Source organism: Lacicoccus alkaliphilus DSM 16010, from assembly GCF_900142805.1.
Taxonomy (GTDB): Bacteria; Bacillota; Bacilli; order Staphylococcales; family Salinicoccaceae; genus Lacicoccus; species Lacicoccus alkaliphilus.
Genome location: NZ_FRCF01000003.1, coordinates 125,303 through 146,373, shown reverse-complemented (window position 1 = coordinate 146,373; position 21,071 = coordinate 125,303). Strand labels below are relative to the sequence as shown.

Here is a 21,071-nt window from a genome sequence, read left to right as displayed (position 1 = left end):
GGAGGAACATTATGGATAACACGATGCTGCTGCAGCGCTTACACAAGCTGCAGGAAGTCTTTACAGATAAGGAAGCTGAGCTGACCGCCCTGGACCGGGAAATCGGTGATGGAGATCACGGGGTGAACATGAAAAGAGGCTTCAATGCGGTTAAGGAGAAAGTCACGGAAGGCAGTATACAGGATATCCTCAAACAGACCGGCATAACACTGATGAGTTCGATAGGCGGTGCGAGCGGCCCTCTGTACGGTTTCAGCTTCGTTAAGATGAGCGAAGCTGCAAAGGGTGAGATAGACGTCGATAACCTGAAGAAATTACTTGATATATTTGCTGAAACTGTGAGTGCCAAAGGAAAAGTCACCGGCGGGGAAAAGACGATGTATGATGTCATTTCGAAAGCCGGGGAAGTGCTCGGGGAGGACGGCGCCCTTAAGCTTGAAGACCTGCAGAAATTGGCGGATGATACGGAAGATATGACGGCGACAAAAGGGCGGGCTGCATATTTCAAGGAGAAGTCCAGAGGTACAGTCGATCCGGGGGCACAAAGTGCCGTGTATATACTGAATGCATTGTCCCTTGAGGAGGAAGAACGATGACGGAAATATTGATCATCAGCCACAGTAAAGATATCGCATCAGGCACCAAATCGCTCATTGAACAGATGGCAGCCGGTGTCACCGTACACGCTTCCGGCGGCGTCGGGGATGGCATCGGCACCAATATCGGGCAAATCGACCATATGTTGTCTGAAGTCGAAAGTGATACCATCTGTTTCTTTGACATCGGCTCCAGTCTGATGAATCTCGAAATGGCCGTGGAAATGTATGAAGGAGACCATGACATCCGGATAGCCAATGCACCGATTGTAGAAGGCAGCTTCCTGGCTGCGGTCGAGATAAGCATCGGTAAAAATATCGATGAAATAATGGACGAATTAAGCGGTATGGTGAAGTGACGGGGTGTATAATGCACGGCGTTACCACTTAATAACGTCGTGCATTACCTCAAAATACCGCATGGCGCACCTGTCGATGAGCACTTTTGAAACCATTCATCAACTTTTAAATCATGTCTGTAATTAAATACTTCCTTCAACGGGTATAACTAATATACTAAGCATTATGTAGTGTCAGGAAGGTGATAACATGATTCTCAGGGCGATTTTAGGGACGCTGGTCATGGTTTTCTTCATCATCCCTTTCACAAGAAGAATACAGCAGGACCGCAGGGAAGGTCAGGAGACAAGCAGGTGGAACTATATTTTCATCATCATGGCTGCAGTGCTTTGGATATTCATGATTGCCAGCGTCATAGTCTATTATTCATAAAACAGCTCACCACACATTCAAAAGTCCGGTACTTCAAAAGTACCGGACTTTTTTGCCGATATCCCTCACAACACGACACGGTACGCCCATTGCCAGGCTGTTCTCCGGAATGTCCTTCGTAACGATGCTGCCCGCGCCAATGACGCTGCCGTCCCCGATTGTAACGCCGGGCATAACGCTGATGTCCGCACCGATCCATACGTCGTCGCCTACAGTGATGGGGGAGGTTTTTTCGAGTCCTTTGCGACGGTCGACTGCATCCAACGGGTGCTCTGCGGTGTAGAAGCCGCATGACGGGCCAATAAAGACATTGTCACCCAAAGTGATTTCTCCCCCGTCCATGAAATAATTGTTCACATTGATGAAAACATTTTTACCGAATTTTATATTATAGCCGTAATCCACCATGAACGGGCTCGATATATTAAGGTTTTCAGGAATATATCCCAGCAGTTCCACGATGATTTTCTTTCTTCTTTTCCCATCGCCCGGCTGAGTCCGATTGAGCTCATGACACAATTCCTGGGCCCTGGTCCTTTCCTCGACCAGCGTACCGTCGTAATTTGCGCTGTACCATTCCCCGGCAAGCATTTTCTGCTTTTCATCCATATATGCGGCCTCCCATCATAATGTATATGGAATTTTACAGCCCATTATGCCCAATCTCAAATATGGACAGTGAAAAAGTGATATAATTTACTGTAAATTCAAATATGATCATGAGGTGAAATAATGAAAGATCTTCAAAATCAACTGGTCACTTGGCGAAGGGATTTTCATAAACATCCCGAACTCGGATTCATGGAGATGCGTACAGCATCCATAGTGGCGGACCAGCTCGAGAAACTTGGGTTTGAAATTCAGCTTGGCAGGGAGGTCATGCACCCTGATTTCTGCATGGGCAAACCGGACGAGGAGACGACAGCCCGGCACATCGAGTGGGCGAAGGCCCACGGGGCGGTGGAAAATTATCTGCCATACTTTGAAGAAGGCTACACAGGAGTCGTTGGCATATTGGATACCGGAACGCCGGGGCCGACTGTGGCATTCAGGGTGGATATGGATGCACTGCCTGTTTATGAAAGTGAAGATGAAAATCATTTTCCAAACCAGAATCATTTCCGTTCGGTAAATCACAACATGCATGCATGCGGTCATGATGTCCACACGACAATCGGACTCGGGCTTGCCGTCCTCCTCAGTGAAAGTGCTGATGCATTGCGGGGCAGGATTAAGCTCATTTTCCAGCCTGCCGAAGAAGGCGTCCGTGGTGCAAGGTCGATGGTCGAAGCGGGTGTTGCGGATGATGTGGATTACTTCATCGCTTCACATATCGGCCTGAACGTGCCGTTCAACCACTTCATCGCTTCAAACAACGGTTTTCTCGCTTCGTCAAAAATCGATGTAGCATTCAAAGGTGTCGCCTCTCATGCAGGGGGACACCCTGAAGAAGGAAAGAATGCGATGCTCGCTGCTGCTTCAACCATTTTGAATCTGCATTCCATCCCAAGGCACTCGGAAGGTGCCACACGCATCAATGTCGGGGAAATCCATGCAGGCAGCGGTCGGAACATCATTCCTGACAGTGCCGAATTGAAGGTTGAAATCCGCGGCGCCACGACAGAGCTTAATGAGTATATGAAGGAATATGCCGAAAAGGTGATCGAAGGTGCCGCAGTCATGCATCAGGTGGAGCATGAAATCACTCTTGCCGGTGAAGCCATCAGTTCCAAAGGCTCTCCGGAACTTGCCGAAATCATGCATCAGTCAGCAGAGAATGTCGGTCTGACCAGTGAGTTCGAGAATAATTCGGCTGCTGGATCGGAAGATGCCACTTATTTCATGGAAGCTGTACAGAAACGTGGCGGGTACGCAACATATTGCATCTTCGGCACCGACCTCGCTGCAGGGCATCACAATGAGAAGTTCGATGTCCGTGAAGACAGCATGATGTCATCCGTTCAAGTATTGTTCGAAGCTGCAAAGTCGCTGACATCCGAGTAAATGAAGCACCCTTTCATATTTTGAAAGGGTATTTTTTATGCCCTTTTGTTGTTTCCCCTCCTCTTGATATAAATCAATTTTTAATCCCCCGGTCCCTGATAAAGTCATCAGTGGCAAAGGCTAAATCGCATGAAATCGACTTCCTAAGAAGAAAACACCCAAACTTGACCTGGGTCAATTCTTCACCGGAGAAACTGGCATACAATTAAGTTAATAAAGAAAACAAATACATTCAGGACGCGTTTTCAATATGAAAACATCCGTATAAATATTAATGAGGAGGAATAGACATGGCTTTATGGTTCAACAAACATTTGAACAAATTAATGTACACATCCGGCGCACTGATCATCATCGGCCTGATCTTCATGTTTTTAGGCTACTCAGCCGTCCGGGATATCACATTCGTACTCGCGACTCTGATTGGTATTGGACCGATCATCCATCGTGCATGGAGCGCACTGATGGTAAAAAGCTTCAGCATAGAGTTATTGATCACTATCGCAGTGGCAGGGGCACTGTTCATACAGGAATTCACAGAAGGTGCGATTGTCACATTCTTATTCCTATTCGGTGCATTCCTTGAAAAACGCACCCTTGCAAAAACACGCAGTTCCATCCAGTCACTCCTTGACATGGCACCAAACACTGCACGGGTCATGCGGGAGGGTGAGATAGTAGAAGTTGATATTGATGAAGTGGCAGTCGGCGAGACGGTCATCGTTCAGCCGGGCGGTAAAATCCCGGTCGACGGTACAATCATCAAAGGGACGGCGCAGATCAACGAATCCGCGATTTCAGGTGAATCGGTACTGCAGAACAAAACATTGAAAGATGAAGTCTTCAGCGGCAGTGTCATCGATACCGGGTATATTGAACTCGAAGCGGTGAAAGTCGGGGAAGATACGACATTTTCAAAAATCATCGAAATGGTGGAAGAAGCTTCCGAACGCAAGAGTGGTACAGAGAAGTTCCTGAACCGCTTCGCACAATACTACACCCCGGGCATCGTAGTCCTGGCTGTACTCGTTGGTATCATCACACAAAACATACATCTTGCAATCACATTCCTGGTCATCGCATGTCCGGGTGCCCTGATCATCGGTGCGCCGGTCGCATACGTCGCAGGTATCGGAAACAGTGCGAAAAAAGGTGTCCTCGTCAAGGGCGGCGAGACGATCGACCAGTTCGCGAAGATCGATACGGTCATTTTTGATAAGACAGGCACATTGACCGAAGGCCGTCCAAGTGTGACGAGTGTCGCAGTCTATAATGACATGAGCGAAGATGAAGTCCTCGCAATCTCGGCATCGCTCGAACAGGTGAGTGAGCATCACCTTGGACGCACCATCATCAAGGAAGCGGAAGACAGGAAACTTGGTGACCGCCTCGAAGTCGAAGACCCAGAAGCGATTAAAGCCCGCGGGGTGAGTGGTGTAATCGGGACAGACAAGTACTATATCGGCAACAAAAAATTGATCGACGAGCAGAACATCAAAATCTCCGACACCATCCTGGAAAATTACATCAGTGAGCAGAAGGAGGGGCAGACAGCGATCTTCATCACGAAAAATGATGAAGTCATCGGCTTGATCTCCATAATGGACAGGATAAAAGAAGATGCACTTGAAGCAGTGAAAACATTAAGGGATAAGGGCGCGAAGAAGCTGGTCATGCTGACGGGGGACAACCGTTACGCAGCTGAGAAAGTCGCCAATATACTTGGTCTGGATGAGTTCCACGCAGAATTGCTGCCGGATGAGAAAATGGCATACATTGAAGAAGAACAAGCGGAAAACAGTAAGGTCATGATGGTCGGCGACGGCATCAATGACGCTCCGGCTCTTGCCCTCAGTGATGTAGGTGTCGCAATCGGCCACGGCGGAACGGATATCGCAATGGAGACTGCAGACGTCGTACTGATGAGTCAGAAGCTCAGCAAGCTCGCAATCGGCTATACCATGTCGAGGTTGACTTTCAACGTCATGCTGCAGAATACTGCGATTGCACTGCTCACAGTAGTGCTCCTGCTGCTTGGCGTAGTCTACGGCTATATCCATCTCGCTTCCGGCATGCTGATCCACCAGGCAAGTGTCCTTGCAGTCATACTGAACGCAATGCGCCTGATGCCGATGAACAGGAAGGACAACGAAGAAGAAGTCACGGCCAAAGAGGCGACAGCATAAAAGGATATCCATACCACATCACTTTCTTTGAGAGCACCCTTCGGGGTGCTTTTCCTGTTCATCATATGGGGACCTTGACTTCATTCCCTTTTAACCGGCGTGTCTGTTGGATATAATTGACTCAAGGCAGCAGTCATCGCAATAAAAAAAAAACCGGGTGGTGATATCAATGAAATTAAAGGGTCATCAATTATGTGTAAGCAAAGTGCCCATATTCGCTCATCTCGATGACGATGAATTGGTGGAGGTATTCGCTAAAATAAACACCAGCCATCTGAAGAAAGGTGACTATCTTTATATGGCGGGAGATACCAATGAGTCCCTCTCTGTGCTGCACAGAGGCAGAGTGAGGATCTACAGGTTGAACCCGGAAGGCAAAGAACAGCTTGTAAGGGTGCTGGGCCATGCTGATTTCACCGGGGAAATCTCCCTGTTCAACGATGAAAACATCCACGAGTCCTACGCGGAGGTCATGGAAGATGCGCAGGTCTGTACAATCAGCCGGAACGACATCTACGAGCTGATGCAGAAATATCCGAACATCGCCATTAAAATCATAGAGAGCTTCGCCGAAAGACTGGATGAGTCGGAATCACTGACGACGAACATATCATTGCTCAGCAGTCTTGAAAGGCTGGAAGAATATATTCGGACGCATGCAGAAGGGGAGGAGCTGAAGCTGAAAATGCCGAAGAAAGATCTGGCCTCCTACTTGAGCATGCAGCCTGAGACGCTGACCCGCAACTTCAAGCGGCTGGAAGCCGAAGGCGCCCTCAAAAGGATAGATAATAAAACATATGAAATCATCAGCTTATGATGCCCATTGAAAGGGACAGGTACCCGGAACTGCGGGTACCCGTCCTTTTTAGTCGCATCTTTATGGAATATATCCCGGCAAACAGGGAATAATTACTTAATTGTTATTGAAAATCGGGGAGCATATTGTTAACATCATTAACGTTGTGCAATTTTAAAGTGATTTGTTTGCGATATATCAATTTCCAGAGGGGGAAACGCAATGGAAAATCCTGACACAGGCAAGAAATTTTCAAAAGTCTTCATATATGGGGTCATCGCCATAGCCGCCATCGTTCTGATGGGGGCGATCTTTCCGGTGAGGTTCGGTGAAGTTGCAGGAGCATTCTCGGGTTGGATCACTGAATATTTCGGCTGGTATTACATGATTTTGACGACATTACTCGTTTTTTTCTGTGTGTTCCTGTTGTTCAGTCCGATTGGAAAACTGAAGCTGGGCAAGCCGGATGAAAAGCCGGAATTCAGGACGGTATCATGGCTCGCCATGTTGTTCAGTGCGGGGATGGGCATCGGTCTCGTGTTCTACGGGGCATCTGAACCGATGGCCCACTATGCCGCCCCTCCGAGCGCTGAACCAGAGACCCGTGAAGCGATGCTCGAATCGATGCGTTCGACATTTCTGCATTATGGTTTCCATGCCTGGGCCATGTATGGTGTCGTAGCATTGGCGCTTGCATACTCCCAGTTCAGGAAGGGCGAAGTGGGTCTGCTTTCAAAAGTACTGCGGCCCTTATTCGGAGACCGTGTTGATGGCACGCTCGGCATCATCGTTGATGTACTTGCGGTGTTCGCCACTGTAATCGGTGTGGCCGTCTCGCTTGGAATCGGTGCAATGCAGATCAACGGCGGCCTGAACTACTTATTCGGCCTCCCCGTCAACCTCGTGGTCCAGGGTCTGATCATCGCTGTGATTACGGTATTGTTCCTGATCAGCGCCTGGTCCGGCCTGAGTAAAGGGATCCAGTACTTGAGCAACTTGAATATGGTGCTGGCCGGGCTGCTGATGATTTTCATTTTAATCGTAGGTCCGACCATGCTCATATTGAATATGATGACTGCAGGAACCGGACAGTATCTCGGCACTTTCCTCACTCAAAGTTTCGATGTGGCACCTTTGAACCCGCAAAAGAGTGAATGGATGAGTACATGGACCATCTATTACTGGGGCTGGTGGATGAGCTGGAGTCCGTTCGTCGGCATATTCATCGCACGTGTATCACGCGGCAGGACGATCCGTGAGTTCGTCATGGCCGTATTATTCGTCCCGACCCTCATCGGCATCATATGGTTCAGTGCGTTCGGCATGACCGGAGTCTCGGTGGGAAGCGGTATGCCTGAAATATTTGAACTGCCTGCCGAAACCCAGTTGTTTGCGGTATTCGACCAGCTTCCTATGGGATTGATTTTATCCTTCATAGCCGTATTGCTCGTGACGTCCTTCTTCATAACATCGGCCGATTCGGCGACGTTCGTCATTGGCATGCAGACATCATTCGGCTCGCTGACACCGACAGGGAAAACAAAAATCGTATGGGGCATCGCGCTCTCTTCCATTGCATACGTCCTGCTGCTGGCAGGCGGTCCGACGGGCCTGAATGCCCTCCAATCCGCCGCCATCATATCGGCCCTGCCTTTCAGCATCGTGGTCATACTGATGGTCCTCGCCTTCTTCAAAGATGCAAACACCGAACGCAAGTACTTCGGACTGACGATCAGCCCGGATAGACAACGTTATGAAGATTATGTCAAAGGATCGGCTGAGGAGTACGAAGAAGAACTTGAAGAATACAAAGAGAGGGCTAAGGAAGATCCTCCGGGAATATAGAATATTCATGAGGCCGGTACATTTTTATGTACCGGTCTTTTAGTGTAAAATGTAATTATAATCTTATGAATGGAGGGTCAGGCGCATGACGGGGAAAGCTTTGGATGCTGAGACCGAGAGGCATTTGCTTGAAACGCTTGAGAAACGATTTTCGGGAAATGACCACAGGCACGAAGACATCGGATGGCAGGAAGTCAAGGCCCGACTGACCGGAAAACCGGGGAAGTTATGGTCTTTGAATGAGATGGAGCAGAGCGGCGGAGAGCCAGATGTGACCGGACGGGAAGGGGAGGCCTTCATCTTCACGGACTGCTCAAAGGAGAGTCCTAAGGGCAGGCGGAGCATATGCTACGATCAGCCGGCACTTGAAGCCAGAAAGAAACATAAACCCAAAGGTGCCGCAACAGCTGTTGCGGAAAAGATGGGCATTGAAATTCTGACGGAAAGCGATTATAGACATTTACAGACATTGGAATCTTTTGACTTGAAGACTTCTTCGTGGATAGCCACACCTGATAAGATCAGAAGTCTCGGCGGTGCCTTATTCTGTGATCACCGTTATGAAACCACCTTCACCTATCACAATGGCGCCGACTCATATTATTCCTCCCGCGGGTTCAGGGGAAAGTTAAAAGTTTGATGCATCACATGCCGCTTTAACCGGCCACTCTGCAGTGGCCGGTTTTTATTTACCAATTCAGAGAATGTTGAGAATTTTCTATTTATATCATAGAGAAGCAATAGAAGCTGTGCTACAATTAAAGTGCATTTTTTATATTTAAATCACATGTAAAAAAAGGGGCTGAACAAATTATGAGGAAGGTTTTCTTTCTAATATTTTTGAGCACTATTATATTAGGAGCTTGCGGCGGATTCAGCTTGGGCGATGGTGATACATCCTCGGGCGGTACCGGTGATCCTGAAGATGGAACAGCGCAGGAGGAAACAATCGTTTTGGATTTTTGGACTTTCTGGGGATCGGAACAGCGCAGACCGGTCATTGATCAGATCATCGAAGACTTCAATACATCGCAGGATGAGATTGAAGTCCGGCACACCTACACCCCGTGGGGAGACATATGGACAAAAAACCTGGCCGCAATCGCCGCAGGCGACCCGCCTGATGTCATCATTAATGACATCATGACGGTCAAGCTGCGTGCCGAGGAAGGTCAGATCGAACCCATCACTGAATTTGTCCAAGACGAAGTTTCCGGCCGCTTTTATGATCAGATGATGGATGCAGCGATTCATGAAGACGAAATTTACGCTTTGCCTTTCAACACTGATACACAGATTTTATTCTATAATAAAGATTTATTTGAAGAAGTCGGACTTGATCCCGAACAGCCGCCTGAAACGTGGGAAGAACTGGATGAGTATGCCGCACAACTCGATATTGAAGAAGAAGGCACATACGAGCGTATCGGTTTTTATCCCCTGATCGGTGCAGGGACCGATATATGGGTGCTGAACGCATTGGGTGAAAACTACTTGCAGGATGACGGTGAAGTGTTGATTGATACGGAACCTGTACACGAAACTTTCAACTGGATCCTTGACTCACAGGATAAGTACGGCCAAAACAGGATTACAAGCGTCAACTCCCAATTTGAAAATGCACAGCAGGATCCGTTCATGTCGGGAGATGTGCCGATGATGGTGCAGAATGCAAACTATTACGTCCAGCTGCGTGACTTCGCAGAGGACTTGAATTTTGGAGTTGCACCACTGCCTGAGCGTGTGCCCGGAAATGGAAACACTTCATGGGGCGGGGGATTTGTGGCGGAAGTCCCTATGGGCGCCAGCAATCCTGAAGCATCTTATCAATTCATTGAATACCTGACCAGCCATGAGGCGCAGTTGTACTGGGCTGAACAGAACTTCGACCTGGTCGCGCATGAAGAAGCGGGTGTCAGCGCTGCCGGGAGCGGGGAGTTCGATGACTCCGGACAGGAAGTCTACACTCAGATGATCGAGAACATGGATGAGACACTGCTGACGCCGCAGCCTGTCATCGCGCCGGATTACGCAGGAACGGTCAATCCAATCTTTGAATCCATAGTGAGCGGCAACACTGATGTGGAAAGCGGGTTGGAACAAGCCCAGTCGGAGCTGGAGCAGCTGGTTGAAGATAACAGGTAGGCGATCACATGAATAAGAAGAAGGAGAATTTGTTCGGGTATATATTCATCTCACCCTGGATAATCGGGTTCCTGGCGCTCACTCTGGGGCCGCTTCTTTTCTCGCTATACGGCAGCTTTACCAATTACAACGTCGTGTCCCGGATGGATTTCGTCGGTTTCGACAACTACCAGGAACTCTTTACAAATGATAATCTGTTTTGGGTCTCACTGTACAACACTTTTTACTTTGTAATATTCTCGGTGCCGCTGACGACCATCCTCGCCATCCTGATTTCGACGATGATGAACCAGGATATTCCGGGGATGAGGATTTTCAGGACGATCTACTATCTTCCGGCAATCCTTTCAGGTGTGGGGGTTTACCTTCTGTGGATGCAGCTTCTGGATCCTTCGACGGGGCTCATCAACCAGTTCCTCGCCTTATTCGGCATAAATGGTCCGAACTGGCTGTTCGATCCCGACTGGGCAAAGCCTTCGCTGATCTTCATGAAACTGTGGAGTGCCGGCGGCGCCATGCTATTATACCTTGCTGCCATGCAGGGCATACCAAAAACTTTTTATGAAGCGGCAAGGATAGACGGTGCCACAAATGTGCAGATGTTTTTCAAAATTACATTACCAATGGTTTCCCCGATCATTTTCTTTGATGTCATTACAAGCACAATCGGCTCCTTCCAGATTTTCCAGGAAGCCTATGTGATGAGTGCGGATAATGCAGGTGCACCGGAAAACTCATTGCTGTTCTTTAACTTATATATGTGGATCAGGGCGTTCAATCTCTTTGATATGGGTTATGCCATGGCGATGTCATGGATACTGTTCATCATTGTCCTGCTTCTCACTCTGGTTAACTTCAAGTTGTCCAAGAGGTGGGTCCACTATGAGGGGGACTGATCATGTATAACACCAGGAAAATGAAATTTTGGAAATCCTTCAATCTTATCCTTCTGATCATCGGCAGTATTTTCATGATTGCACCGCTCTTCTGGATGGTTTCAATCTCTTTGAAATCTTTGGAGGAAATTTACCGGGGCGGCTTCAATTTCATCCCTGAAGACATACAGTTTTCAAACTATGCGGCAGTCTTTGAAATCGTGCCGTTCTTCACCTATTTTGTGAACACTTCGATGATCACCATTTTCGTCGTGCTCGGCAATGTGTTCGTGAATGCCTTCATCGCTTACGGCTTTGCCAAAATACAGTTCAAGGGCCGTGAGGTGCTATTCATAGTGGTCCTTTCCACCATGATGCTTCCGGGCTTCATCACATTGATTCCACAGTACGTGATTTTTGCCAACCTCGGTCTGGTGAACACCTACTATCCTTTGGTTCTGCCCGCGTTTCTCGGCAGTGCTTTCAATATCTTTTTGCTGCGGCAGTTTTTCAAGGGCGTGCCGAACAGCATGATTGAAGCCGCCAAGATGGAAGGTGCAAACCACTTCTATATATTCTTCAAAATTGCATTGCCGATGGTCAAGCCGGCATTGTTCACAGTGGCTATATTCTCGTTCAACGGCGTGTGGAATGACTTCCTTGGACCGCTTTTATACTTGAACGACGAGTCGCTTTATACGCTGCAGCTGGGTCTGCAGGTGTTCAAAGAGCAGAGCTCGACGCAGTGGCATTATCTGATGGCCGGATCCCTGATGGTTTTATTCCCTGTCATCGTACTTTTCTTCTTGTTCCAGAAGTACTTCATTTCAGGATCCAACATACTCGGACAGACGGAAGAAAAATAAGCTGCAGTCCGCAGGTTGCAGCTTATTTTTATACTCCGGCCGGACCGGAGAATGGCAATCATCTCCCGGATATGTTATAAACATTATAATATTGAATGAACGGGTGAAATATGAAGAGATTAATTACCACATTGATTGTAATCCTGATGATCGGTGGCGGCCTGTATTATGCAGATTTACAGTCGGAAGACGGACTGATTGAAGATATAAAATATATTGTCCTCCCGGACCCGATGGCAAACAACACATATGACGAAGGTGAGTGCACCCACCACGTGTTCGAGCTGGTGAAAAACGACCTGAATATGATTGAAAGAAGATGGGGCGACGCCGAACATTGGGCCGAGCGTGCGGCAGCCGACGGCTACACAGTGAACCGGACACCGCAGGAGGGTTCAATCCTGCAGACTTCAAGAGGGGAGATCGGCCATGTCGCCTATGTCACTGCTGTTGATGAAGATGCCATAGAAATCAGCGAAATGAATTATTACGAGCCTTTCGAGGTGACGGAGAGAACGATAGAAGCTGAAAATATCGAAGACTATCATTATATCCACCCCAAAGAGAACCCGCGGCCAAAAGAGGCTGTGGAATGACGACAGGTGCATCAAAATGACCGTAATAATCACCGAAGTGACGATTGACGACCTGAAAGTGCTGCAGCATATGAGCCACCGGACATTCGACGAGACATTCCGTCCGCAAAACACGCCTGAAAATATGGCTGCTTATTTGGATACAGCATTTACAGATGTCAAAATGATTGCTGAATTGAATGATGAGGGCTCATTTTTTTATTTTATATATTACGCCTCTGAGCCGGCAGGCTATTTGAAACTGAACGTCGCAGAGGCACAGACCGAGGATATGGGAGAAGACGCCCTGGAAATGGAGCGCATCTATCTCCTCAGGGAATTTCAGGGCAAAGGCCTTGGAAAAGCACTGTACCTGCATGCGCTGGAAGTGGCAAGGTCAATGGATAAGACTTCTATCTGGCTGGGTGTATGGGAGAAGAACACCAAAGCCATCCGCTTCTATGAACGCCTGGGATTCAGCCATGTCTCTTCACATGATTTTTGGATGGGGGATGACCGGCAGACCGATCTGATCATGCAATTATATATTGAGGAGTAGATGAAATGTATATTCCTAAACATTTTAAAGTAGACGATCCGGATGAGATCAAAAGCTTCATCGAAAAAAATGGTTTTGGCACGATCATCACTGTAAATAATGGGAAACCGCAGGCAACACATACCCCGATGATGCTTCAGGAGGATGAGGCCGGGGAATGGACGATCACCGGGCATATATCCAAGGGCAACGACCAGTGGAAATCTTTTGACGATCACGAAAACACCCTGATCATGTTCCAGGGACCGCATGCCTACATATCCTCCACATGGTACGAAGATGAAAATGTCCCGACCTGGAATTATCAGTCTGTCCAATTGTACGGGCATTGCACTTTATTGGGGGAAGATGAACTCCGACAGGACATGATCCGCCTGCTTGATCAGTATGAGGGACACGATCCTGATGGTGCCACATGGCAAAACTTATCTGAAAACCCGAAAAAAAAGCTCAAAGGCATCGCCGGTTTCAAAGTGAAGGTGGAAGCAGTGCATGCCGCATATAAAATGAGCCAGAACAGGACGGATGCCGACTATCAGAACATTGTTGACGCATTGGACACAAGGGCCATGGGTGATGATGAGAAGATTTCCCGGGAAATGAAGTGGCTGCGCAAGTAAGCTTCACAGCATAAAGAGGCAGGGGAGCCTCCCCTGCCTCGAATTCATTCGCCTATGAGACCCGCTTCCATCAGATAAGTTTCCGCGACTTCATAAGGGTCTGCATCATCCACACTGACCTGATAATTCATCTGCTGCATCTCTTCATCGGTGATCTGCCCGCCAAGTCTGTTTAAAGCGTCGGCGATTTCAGGATGTTCTTCCAGGAAGGATATCTTGAACATCGGCGCGCCGTTATACGGCGGGAAGACGTTTTCGTCATCTTCGAGTATCACCATTCCAAACTGTTCAAGTTCAGCATCCGTCGAGTACGCGTCCAGCAGATTGATGTCGCCGGATTCTATGGCCTGATACCTCAGTGCGGGTTCCATCGTGCTGATATCATCGAATTCAAGGCCATAGACCCGCTGGATGGCAGGGTAGCCGTCCTCTTCCCGGTCATTGAACTCCAAAGTGAAGCCTGCACTGATTTCATCCTCTATTGCACCGAGGTCACTGATCGTCTCGAGGTCATGCTCTTCTGCAAATTCCTCTTTGACTGCAAGTGTATACGTATTATTGAAAGCCATCGGTTCAAGCAGCGTCATATCATACTCTTCCTCCAGGCTCGTTTTTGCCTGCGCGTACACTTCCTCCTCCTCACGCGACTCGAGTTCTTCCTGGGTGATTTCCCCAAGGACCGTGCCGGTGAATTCCAGGTAGCCGTCGATTTCGTCAGACTGGAGCGCGTTGAATACGAAAGTCGTTCTGCCAAGGCCGTCTTCCACATCGACGATGTGCTCCGTCTCTTCTTCGATCAGGATCTTATACATATTCGTGATGATCGCCGGTTCCGCTCCGAGCTTGCCTGCGACTGTAATGCTGTCCCCGCGGCCTGTAAGGAGCGGTGCCAGTGCAATCAGCAGCAACACAAGGAGGATCGACCCGAGCGTGATGATCATCTTCTTATACGACAGTCTCTGCAGGATGCGGAGGACGATGTCAAAGAATATCGCAAGCAGGGCGGCCGGCACTGCTCCGATGATGATGAGCGACGCGTTGTTCCTGTCGATGCCGAGCAGTATCAAATCGCCCAGGCCGCCGGCGCCGATCAGTGCCGCAAGCGTCGCCGTCCCGATGATCAGCACCATCGCCGTCCGGACGCCAGCCATGATGACGGGCATCGCAAGCGGGAGTTCCACTTTGAACAGGCGCCTCGCAGGTTTCATGCCGATGCCTTTCGCCGCTTCAACAAGTGAATCATCCACTTCATCAATGCCTGTGTAGGTGTTCCTTAAAATCGGGAGCAGTGCATAGATGACGAGTGCGATGATTGCAGGCAGCGTGCCGATGCCGAATAAAGGGATCATCAGACCGAGCAATGCAAGGGAAGGGATCGTCTGCATCACTGCCGCTACATTGATCACCGCTTCGGAGATTCTTTTAGTCTTGGTCAGCAATATGCCGAGCGGTATGCCTATGAGGGCTGCAATCAGTAATGCAATGAAGGATAGCTGGATGTGTTCTATGAACGCCGTCAGCAGATCGCCCCTTCTGGAATCCAGTGTCGAAATCAGGTGATTCATCGAACATCACCGCTTTCACTTCCGGATAAATACTTGAACAATTCCTCCCGGCTGAGTGACCGCCTTGCGCCGTCACCCACAATGGTGACTCTGTCATGAGTGCTGAAGTATTTGAAAAGTGTATTGATATCGGCCTCATGGGGCACTTCCGGCACTTCGCCGGTCTGACCCTCTTCCATCGCCGGCAGCGTTTTGACGACATCTGCCGCTGTGGCACGCTTCATCATATAACCGTCGACATCACCGATGAAATCGCTGACGAAATCATTTTCAGGGTGGGTCAGAAACGCTTCGGGTGTGCCGATCTGCTCCACGCGCCCTTTGTTGAGCAGGCAGATCCGGTCACCCATCTTCAGCGCTTCCTGTATATCATGCGTCACGAAGACGACGGTTTTTTTGATTTTCTTCTGCAGTTCGATCAAATCATCCTGCAGGCTCTCCCGGCTGATCGGATCCAACGCGCTGAACGGTTCATCCATCAGTATGACGGGAGGGTCCGCAGCAAGTGCACGTATGACCCCGACACGCTGTTTCTGACCTCCGGAAAGTTCACCCGGCAGGCGGTCGCGGAATTTCCCCGGTTCCAGTCCGACCATTTCCAACAGCTCATCCACCCGCGCATCGATATCTTTATTCTTCCACCCCTTCATTTCCGGCACCTGGGCGATATTTTCCCTGATCGTCATATGCGGAAATAACGCGATCTGCTGCAGTACATAACCGATGTCCCATCTCATTTCGTACAATGGAAATTCACTGATCGGCTGTTCCTTGAAATATATGTAGCCTTCAGTCAAAGGAATCAGCCGGTTGATCATCTTGAGTGTCGTCGTCTTCCCGCACCCGGACGGTCCGATGATCACAAAGAACTCCCCCTCTTCGACCTTGAAGTTGACGTCCTCGACTGCAAAGTCTTCCCCATATTTTTTCGAGACATTTTTGAATTCAATCACAATAAATCCCCCTCCATCCATTATCTTAACTTACTCATTCTCTTAACCCTTCGATTTTAAACAATGCTTTCCCAGTATTATACCCAAAGTGTGATCCATATCATAGCAGGCTGTGCAGAAACGCTTATAATCAGTGGTAAGCGCAGGCAATCCACCGATCAAAAGCCGGATTCCTGCAATAAATATGAATTTGGAGTGATTATATTGGATTATAAATTTCAGGAAGTACACGTGGCCACGCTTGTAAAGGAATACCCGAGGACGGCGGATGTATTCCGCAGGACAGGGATCGATTATTGCTGCGGCGGGAGGATCCCGTTGAGCGAAGCAGCTGGAAATTGCAGGGTCGCCCCGGAGGAGGTGTATGTTGCAGTCCAGGATAAGATCGATGCATCCGACCACAGGGACGGTATAGACATGCGTTACATGTCGGTACCGGGTATGATCGACTACATCCAGAATAAATACCATCAGGACCTGCAAGAAGAGCTTGTGAACCTGACACCTTTCGTTGCAAGGCTCGCTGCAAGACATGGCGCCGCCCAGCCTCATCTCACCGAATTACGGGACCTCTTTGAAAAATTCAAAGGTGAAATGACCGAACATACTGCGGATGAAGATGACTTCGTCTTCCCCCTCATCACCCGTTATGCCAATGAGGACCAGGATGTGGAGATGGAGGAGGTGAAGGGTGCTGTGCAAAAACTGATCGATGATCACGAGGGCACGGGTGCATTGCTGATGCGCATGCGTGAAATCACTGATGGTTACGGACTGCCCGCTACTGCGTGCGGCACATATACACTCGTCTATTCACGCCTTGAAGACATGGAGAAGCGCACTTTCGACCATGTCCATATGGAAAACCACATTCTGTTCGAGAAAGTCAGTGATATGATCAACAGCCGCTGAGTATAAATTTTCAAATTTTCAAATACCATGCAGGGAATCCCCTCTTTTGCATGGTTTTTATTTTTGATAAACTAATCTAAATAATCAAAATATGTTTAATTTTCCCTGTAGATGGGAAAATGCATATCAAACTGTATGAAAGGGGTTAATGAAATGGCAGAAGTGGGAACTGAAACAGTGGAAATCAAGCTGAACGGCATGGATTTCACCGCGCCCAAACAGGCCGGTTTGTTGAAATATCTTGAGTCCAAAGACATTGACATCCCAAGCTTGTGTTATCATCCAAGTCTCGGCCCGATTGAAACATGCGATACATGTATTGTGAAAGTCAACGGTGAGTTCGTGCGTTCATGTTCAACGGAACTGAAAAACGGCGATGTTGTAGAAACTTACGGCAGCGAAGTGCATGAAGCCCAGCTGATAGCGATGGACCGGGTGATGGGCAACCATGAATTGTATTGTACGGTGTGCGACTTCAACAACGGCGACTGTGAAATACATAATACAGTTAAAGAGATGCGTATCGACCATCAGGAATCACCGCACAGCCCGAAGGGCCACGAGGTGCAGAGAAATGATTTTTACCGTTACGACCCGGACCAGTGCATCCTGTGCGGCCGATGTGTGGAAGCCTGCCAGGACCTGCAGGTCAATGAAACATTATTGATCGACTGGACGCTCGAACGTCCGAAAGTCATCTGGGACCACGGTACGACCATAGACGACTCCTCATGTGTGAACTGTGGACATTGTGCCACAGTGTGCCCATGTAATGCGATGATGGAGGTCGGCATGGAAGGCGAAGCGGGTTATCTGACAGGCCTCCTGAAAGATTCATTCAGACCTGCGGTCAATGTCACAAAAGAAGTTGAAACCGGCTATAACTCACTGATGGTCGTCTCCGATGTAGAAGCTTCCATGAGGGAGGACAGAATCGAGAAGACCAAGACGGTATGTACTTATTGCGGTGTCGGCTGTTCATTCGACGTTTGGACGAAGGGCCGTGAAATATTGAAGATCGAACCCCGCGAAGAAGCACCCGCCAACGGCATCTCCACATGCGTGAAAGGGAAATTCGGCTGGGATTTCGTCAACAGTGAAGAAAGGCTGACCAAGCCGCTCATCCGCAAAGGTGAAAGCTTTGTGGAATCGACGTGGGAAGAGGCCCTCGACCTCATAGAATCCAGGTTCAAAGATAAAATCAGGGAAAAAGGACCGGACAAGCTCGCATTCATATCTTCGTCCAAGTGCACCAATGAAGAATCTTATCTGATGCAGAAGCTGGCACGCGGTGTCGTCGGCACCAACAACGTCGACAACTGTTCAAGGTACTGCCAGTCTCCGGCAACAATGGGACTGTGGAGGACGGTCGGTTACGGCGGCGACTCCGGAAGCATCACGGACATCGAGCAATCCGAACTGGTCATTTCCATCGGTTCAAACACCGCTGAATCGCACCCGGTGCTTGCCACGCGTGTCAAGCGTTCCCAGAAGCTCCATGGACAGAAGGTCATCGTCAGCGACCTCAGGAGAAACGAACTGGCATCAAGGGCGGACCTTTTCGTACAGCCGAATCCAAGTACGGATCTGATCTGGCTGTCCGCCGTCACGAAATACATCATCGACCAGGGCTGGCATGATGAAAAGTTCATCACGGAGCACGTCAATGATTTCGATGAGTATTATCAGACACTTGAAAAATACACATTGGATCATGCAGTGGAAATGACCGGCATGTCCAAAGAAAGTCTGATTGAAATTGCAGAATCCATCCATAAAGCGGAAACGACATGCATCCTTTGGGCAATGGGCGTCACCCAGAAGCAGGGCGGCAGTGATACAAGTACAGCGATTTCAAACCTGCTTCTTGCGACTGGCAACTACATGAAACCGGGCGCTGGATCATACCCTCTGCGCGGTCACAACAACGTCCAGGGCGCAAGCGACTTCGGCAGCATGCCCGACCGTTTCCCGGGTTACCAGTTTGTCACTGACGACGCAGTGAGGGCGCGCTTTGAAGAAGGTTGGGGCACAGAGCTGCCGGCGGAACCGGGACTCAACAACCATGAAATGGTCGATTACATTCATGAAGGCAATCTTGATATGCTCTACTTGAAAGGCGAAGACATGGGCATCGTGGACTCGAACATCAACTACGTCCAGGCTGCATTTGAAAAGCTTGAATTCTTCGTGGTGCAGGATATCTTCTTCTCAAAAACATGCGAATTTGCGGATGTCGTACTGCCGGCAAGCCCAAGTTTTGAAAAAGAGGGGACTTTCGTCAATACGGAACGCAGATTCCAGCGCCTCTACCAGGTTTTTGAACCTTTGGAAGGTTCAAAGCCGGACTGGCAGATCATCATGGAAATCGCCAACCGATTGGGTGCTGGATGGGACTATTCACATCCAAGCGAGATCATGGATGAAGCGGCTTCCCTCACACCGTTATTTGCAGGTGTCAGCTATGACCGCCTGGAAGGCTACGACAGCCTCCAATGGCCGGTGAATGCCGATGGTACGGACACGCCATTACTGTTCACTGAAGAGTTCCCGTTCCCTGACGGCAAAGCACGCTTCTATCCTGTTGAATGGACGGAGCCGCTCCAGTTTGATGATGAATACGACATCCATATCAATAACGGCCGTCTGCTCGAGCATTTCCACGAAGGGAACATGACTTATAAATCCGAAGCCATCACAAGGAAGACACCTGAAGTGTTCCTTGAGGTGTCACACGAACTGGCCGGCGAACGCGGCATCGAAGACGGTTCTACAGTGCGCCTGACTTCACCGTACGGCAGCGTCAAAATGAAAGCAGTCGTCACGGACCGTGTCTACGGCAAACAAGTCTACCTGCCGATGAACGATTCCGGGGAAGGCGCCATCAACTACCTCACAAGCTCATACGCCGACAAGGACACGGATACACCGGCCTACAAGGAAGTATCGGCGAAACTTGAAGTGCTGGTTGAAAAAGGGGAGAGCCCTCTGCCGAAGATCAACCACAGATACGGCAATCCACAGCCTCAGATCGGTGTCGGGGTCGAACAAAAATGGGCACGTGCCGATTACATCTTCCCTGGCGATCTTGTCAAAGAAAGAAGGTCGAAAAAATAATGGCAAAACAAACGAAAGTCATCCATAAAATGAAAATCGACCCGGAAGTCCAGCATGAACGTGATTTGAAGGAACTGGAAACATTACTGGTTGAGAACCGGGAGATTCTCGAAAAACTATTTGAGATATTGAACAAGCTTGAAGACCATGAAGTATTGAATATGGTGAAGGGCGGGCTCTCTGAAAGTGACAGCATACTGTACCGAATTTTGACCGCTGTGGAATCTTCCAGCGCAAGCAAATCCATCAAAAATGCACTGCTGATGACCCAGCTGCTCGGGAGGATTAACATGTCGGAGCTTGAGCCCGTCATATTGAAGCTGAATAACAGTATTGAAATCGCTTCTGAATATGAATTCAAAAACAGGGGCAGTGGATGGTTCGGTCTTTTGAAAGTACTGATGGATCCGCAGTTCATCGAAGGGTCGAATGTCCTTACACAATTTGTAAAGGGCTTTGGAGAGAATGCGGACGACCTCAAGAAGAAATTCAAGGTGGAGGATTCCATCTCGACGATGAGCGATGAAGCCGAAGGCTACGAATTGTCCAAAGATGAGTCCGCCATTGACGAAAAAAAATCCGGATCACTTGGAAAAGCAGCTGCAATCGCAGCCGGCACAGGTGCAATCGGCGTCGCAGCAATCGCCATACCTGCCATATTATCAAGAAGATGACTCATGAAATTCAGCCCGTGGGCCTTGGAGGTCCACGGGCTTTTATAGTTT

The 21,071-nt window shown here is 48.9% G+C and carries 20 protein-coding genes; 17 read left to right on the top strand and 3 right to left on the bottom strand.

Annotated features, from left to right (window positions below; translation table 11 throughout):
* Window positions 1–11 precede the first annotated feature (11 nt).
* The 3 genes from dhaL to BUA12_RS05375 all read left to right on the top strand — a co-directional run bounded on the left by dhaL (window position 12) and on the right by BUA12_RS05375 (window position 1,328).
* A complete protein-coding gene (gene dhaL, locus BUA12_RS05385) occupies window positions 12–596 on the top strand; it encodes a dihydroxyacetone kinase subunit DhaL (protein ID WP_072709186.1) in 585 nt (194 codons plus the stop codon).
* The gene (dhaM, locus tag BUA12_RS05380) at window positions 593–955 is read left to right on the top strand and encodes a dihydroxyacetone kinase phosphoryl donor subunit DhaM (RefSeq protein ID WP_072709184.1); all 363 of its coding nucleotides are present in this window, start codon (window positions 593–595) and stop codon (window positions 953–955) included. Before dhaL ends, dhaM begins: the two co-directional genes overlap by 4 nt.
* A 190-nt stretch (window positions 956–1,145) precedes the next feature.
* Window positions 1,146–1,328, top strand: a complete 183-nt coding sequence (locus tag BUA12_RS05375) for a hypothetical protein (protein WP_072709182.1) — start codon at window positions 1,146–1,148, stop codon at window positions 1,326–1,328.
* Between the two features lie 33 nt (window positions 1,329–1,361).
* Here the strand turns inward: BUA12_RS05375 and BUA12_RS05370 are convergent, their stop codons facing one another.
* Entirely contained in the window at window positions 1,362–1,937 is a 576-nt protein-coding gene (locus tag BUA12_RS05370) for a sugar O-acetyltransferase (RefSeq protein ID WP_072709180.1), read from the bottom strand.
* Window positions 1,938–2,060: 123 nt separating this feature from the next.
* On the opposite strand from BUA12_RS05370, the gene BUA12_RS05365 reads away from it, so the two are divergent.
* The 11 genes from BUA12_RS05365 to BUA12_RS05315 all read left to right on the top strand — a co-directional run bounded on the left by BUA12_RS05365 (window position 2,061) and on the right by BUA12_RS05315 (window position 13,799).
* Entirely contained in the window at window positions 2,061–3,332 is a 1,272-nt protein-coding gene (locus BUA12_RS05365; protein WP_072709178.1) for an amidohydrolase, read from the top strand.
* Window positions 3,333–3,622: 290 nt separating this feature from the next.
* Window positions 3,623–5,518: a heavy metal translocating P-type ATPase gene (locus BUA12_RS05360; RefSeq protein ID WP_072709176.1), complete on the top strand. Its 1,896-nt coding sequence runs from the start codon at window positions 3,623–3,625 to the stop codon at window positions 5,516–5,518.
* A gap of 169 nt (window positions 5,519–5,687) precedes the next feature.
* Window positions 5,688–6,335 (top strand): Crp/Fnr family transcriptional regulator, encoded by a 648-nt coding sequence (locus tag BUA12_RS05355; protein WP_072709174.1) that lies wholly within the window; start codon window positions 5,688–5,690, stop codon window positions 6,333–6,335.
* A 201-nt stretch (window positions 6,336–6,536) separates the two neighbouring features.
* On the top strand, window positions 6,537–8,159 hold the full coding sequence (locus BUA12_RS05350; protein WP_072709172.1) for a BCCT family transporter: 1,623 nt from the start codon (window positions 6,537–6,539) through the stop codon (window positions 8,157–8,159).
* A gap of 85 nt (window positions 8,160–8,244) precedes the next feature.
* Window positions 8,245–8,799, top strand: coding sequence for a DUF4256 domain-containing protein (locus BUA12_RS05345; RefSeq protein WP_072709170.1), 555 nt, complete (start codon window positions 8,245–8,247; stop codon window positions 8,797–8,799).
* 239 nt (window positions 8,800–9,038) lie between these two features.
* Entirely contained in the window at window positions 9,039–10,304 is a 1,266-nt protein-coding gene (locus tag BUA12_RS05340) for an ABC transporter substrate-binding protein (protein WP_178138229.1), read from the top strand.
* Between the two features lie 8 nt (window positions 10,305–10,312).
* Window positions 10,313–11,200 (top strand): carbohydrate ABC transporter permease, encoded by an 888-nt coding sequence (locus BUA12_RS05335; RefSeq protein ID WP_072709166.1) that lies wholly within the window; start codon window positions 10,313–10,315, stop codon window positions 11,198–11,200.
* A gap of 2 nt (window positions 11,201–11,202) precedes the next feature.
* Complete coding sequence (locus BUA12_RS05330; RefSeq protein ID WP_072709165.1) at window positions 11,203–12,045, top strand: carbohydrate ABC transporter permease; 843 nt, start codon at window positions 11,203–11,205, stop codon at window positions 12,043–12,045.
* 110 nt (window positions 12,046–12,155) lie between these two features.
* The gene (locus BUA12_RS05325; protein ID WP_072709163.1) at window positions 12,156–12,641 is read left to right on the top strand and encodes a CHAP domain-containing protein; all 486 of its coding nucleotides are present in this window, start codon (window positions 12,156–12,158) and stop codon (window positions 12,639–12,641) included.
* 16 nt (window positions 12,642–12,657) lie between these two features.
* The gene (locus BUA12_RS05320) at window positions 12,658–13,179 is read left to right on the top strand and encodes a GNAT family N-acetyltransferase (RefSeq protein WP_072709161.1); all 522 of its coding nucleotides are present in this window, start codon (window positions 12,658–12,660) and stop codon (window positions 13,177–13,179) included.
* Between the two features lie 5 nt (window positions 13,180–13,184).
* Window positions 13,185–13,799 (top strand): FMN-binding negative transcriptional regulator, encoded by a 615-nt coding sequence (locus BUA12_RS05315; protein WP_072709159.1) that lies wholly within the window; start codon window positions 13,185–13,187, stop codon window positions 13,797–13,799.
* Window positions 13,800–13,843: 44 nt separating this feature from the next.
* Here BUA12_RS05315 and BUA12_RS05310 read toward each other — a convergent pair whose 3' ends face one another.
* Window positions 13,844–15,364, bottom strand: a complete 1,521-nt coding sequence (locus tag BUA12_RS05310; RefSeq protein ID WP_072709157.1) for an ABC transporter permease/substrate-binding protein — start codon at window positions 15,362–15,364, stop codon at window positions 13,844–13,846.
* Complete coding sequence (locus tag BUA12_RS05305; protein WP_072709155.1) at window positions 15,361–16,317, bottom strand: ABC transporter ATP-binding protein; 957 nt, start codon at window positions 16,315–16,317, stop codon at window positions 15,361–15,363. The genes BUA12_RS05310 and BUA12_RS05305 overlap by 4 nt, the downstream gene beginning before the upstream one ends.
* Window positions 16,318–16,521: 204 nt before the next feature.
* Between BUA12_RS05305 and ric the strand changes: the two genes are divergently transcribed.
* The 3 genes from ric (at window position 16,522) to BUA12_RS05290 (ending at window position 21,020) form a co-directional block, all read left to right on the top strand.
* Complete coding sequence (ric, locus tag BUA12_RS05300) at window positions 16,522–17,229, top strand: iron-sulfur cluster repair di-iron protein (protein ID WP_178138228.1); 708 nt, start codon at window positions 16,522–16,524, stop codon at window positions 17,227–17,229.
* Window positions 17,230–17,382: 153 nt separating this feature from the next.
* Entirely contained in the window at window positions 17,383–20,346 is a 2,964-nt protein-coding gene (gene fdhF, locus BUA12_RS05295; protein WP_072709153.1) for a formate dehydrogenase subunit alpha, read from the top strand.
* Complete coding sequence (locus BUA12_RS05290) at window positions 20,346–21,020, top strand: helical membrane plugin domain-containing protein (protein ID WP_072709151.1); 675 nt, start codon at window positions 20,346–20,348, stop codon at window positions 21,018–21,020. The genes fdhF and BUA12_RS05290 overlap by 1 nt, the downstream gene beginning before the upstream one ends.
* Window positions 21,021–21,071: the final 51 nt, after the last annotated feature.

Excerpts from the sequence above, each read along its gene's own strand:
- dhaL (WP_072709186.1), top strand. The coding sequence starts at position 12 with ATGGATAACACGATGCTGCTGCAGCGCTTACACAAGCTGCAGGAAGTC.
- dhaM (WP_072709184.1), top strand. The coding sequence starts at position 593 with ATGACGGAAATATTGATCATCAGCCACAGTAAAGATATCGCATCAGGC.
- BUA12_RS05375 (WP_072709182.1), top strand. The coding sequence starts at position 1,146 with ATGATTCTCAGGGCGATTTTAGGGACGCTGGTCATGGTTTTCTTCATC.
- BUA12_RS05370 (WP_072709180.1), bottom strand. The coding sequence starts at position 1,937 with ATGGATGAAAAGCAGAAAATGCTTGCCGGGGAATGGTACAGCGCAAAT.
- BUA12_RS05365 (WP_072709178.1), top strand. The coding sequence starts at position 2,061 with ATGAAAGATCTTCAAAATCAACTGGTCACTTGGCGAAGGGATTTTCAT.
- BUA12_RS05360 (WP_072709176.1), top strand. The coding sequence starts at position 3,623 with ATGGCTTTATGGTTCAACAAACATTTGAACAAATTAATGTACACATCC.
- BUA12_RS05355 (WP_072709174.1), top strand. The coding sequence starts at position 5,688 with ATGAAATTAAAGGGTCATCAATTATGTGTAAGCAAAGTGCCCATATTC.
- BUA12_RS05350 (WP_072709172.1), top strand. The coding sequence starts at position 6,537 with ATGGAAAATCCTGACACAGGCAAGAAATTTTCAAAAGTCTTCATATAT.
- BUA12_RS05345 (WP_072709170.1), top strand. The coding sequence starts at position 8,245 with ATGACGGGGAAAGCTTTGGATGCTGAGACCGAGAGGCATTTGCTTGAA.
- BUA12_RS05335 (WP_072709166.1), top strand. The coding sequence starts at position 10,313 with ATGAATAAGAAGAAGGAGAATTTGTTCGGGTATATATTCATCTCACCC.
- BUA12_RS05330 (WP_072709165.1), top strand. The coding sequence starts at position 11,203 with ATGTATAACACCAGGAAAATGAAATTTTGGAAATCCTTCAATCTTATC.
- BUA12_RS05325 (WP_072709163.1), top strand. The coding sequence starts at position 12,156 with ATGAAGAGATTAATTACCACATTGATTGTAATCCTGATGATCGGTGGC.
- BUA12_RS05320 (WP_072709161.1), top strand. The coding sequence starts at position 12,658 with ATGACCGTAATAATCACCGAAGTGACGATTGACGACCTGAAAGTGCTG.
- BUA12_RS05315 (WP_072709159.1), top strand. The coding sequence starts at position 13,185 with ATGTATATTCCTAAACATTTTAAAGTAGACGATCCGGATGAGATCAAA.
- BUA12_RS05310 (WP_072709157.1), bottom strand. The coding sequence starts at position 15,364 with ATGAATCACCTGATTTCGACACTGGATTCCAGAAGGGGCGATCTGCTG.
- fdhF (WP_072709153.1), top strand. The coding sequence starts at position 17,383 with ATGGCAGAAGTGGGAACTGAAACAGTGGAAATCAAGCTGAACGGCATG.
- BUA12_RS05290 (WP_072709151.1), top strand. The coding sequence starts at position 20,346 with ATGGCAAAACAAACGAAAGTCATCCATAAAATGAAAATCGACCCGGAA.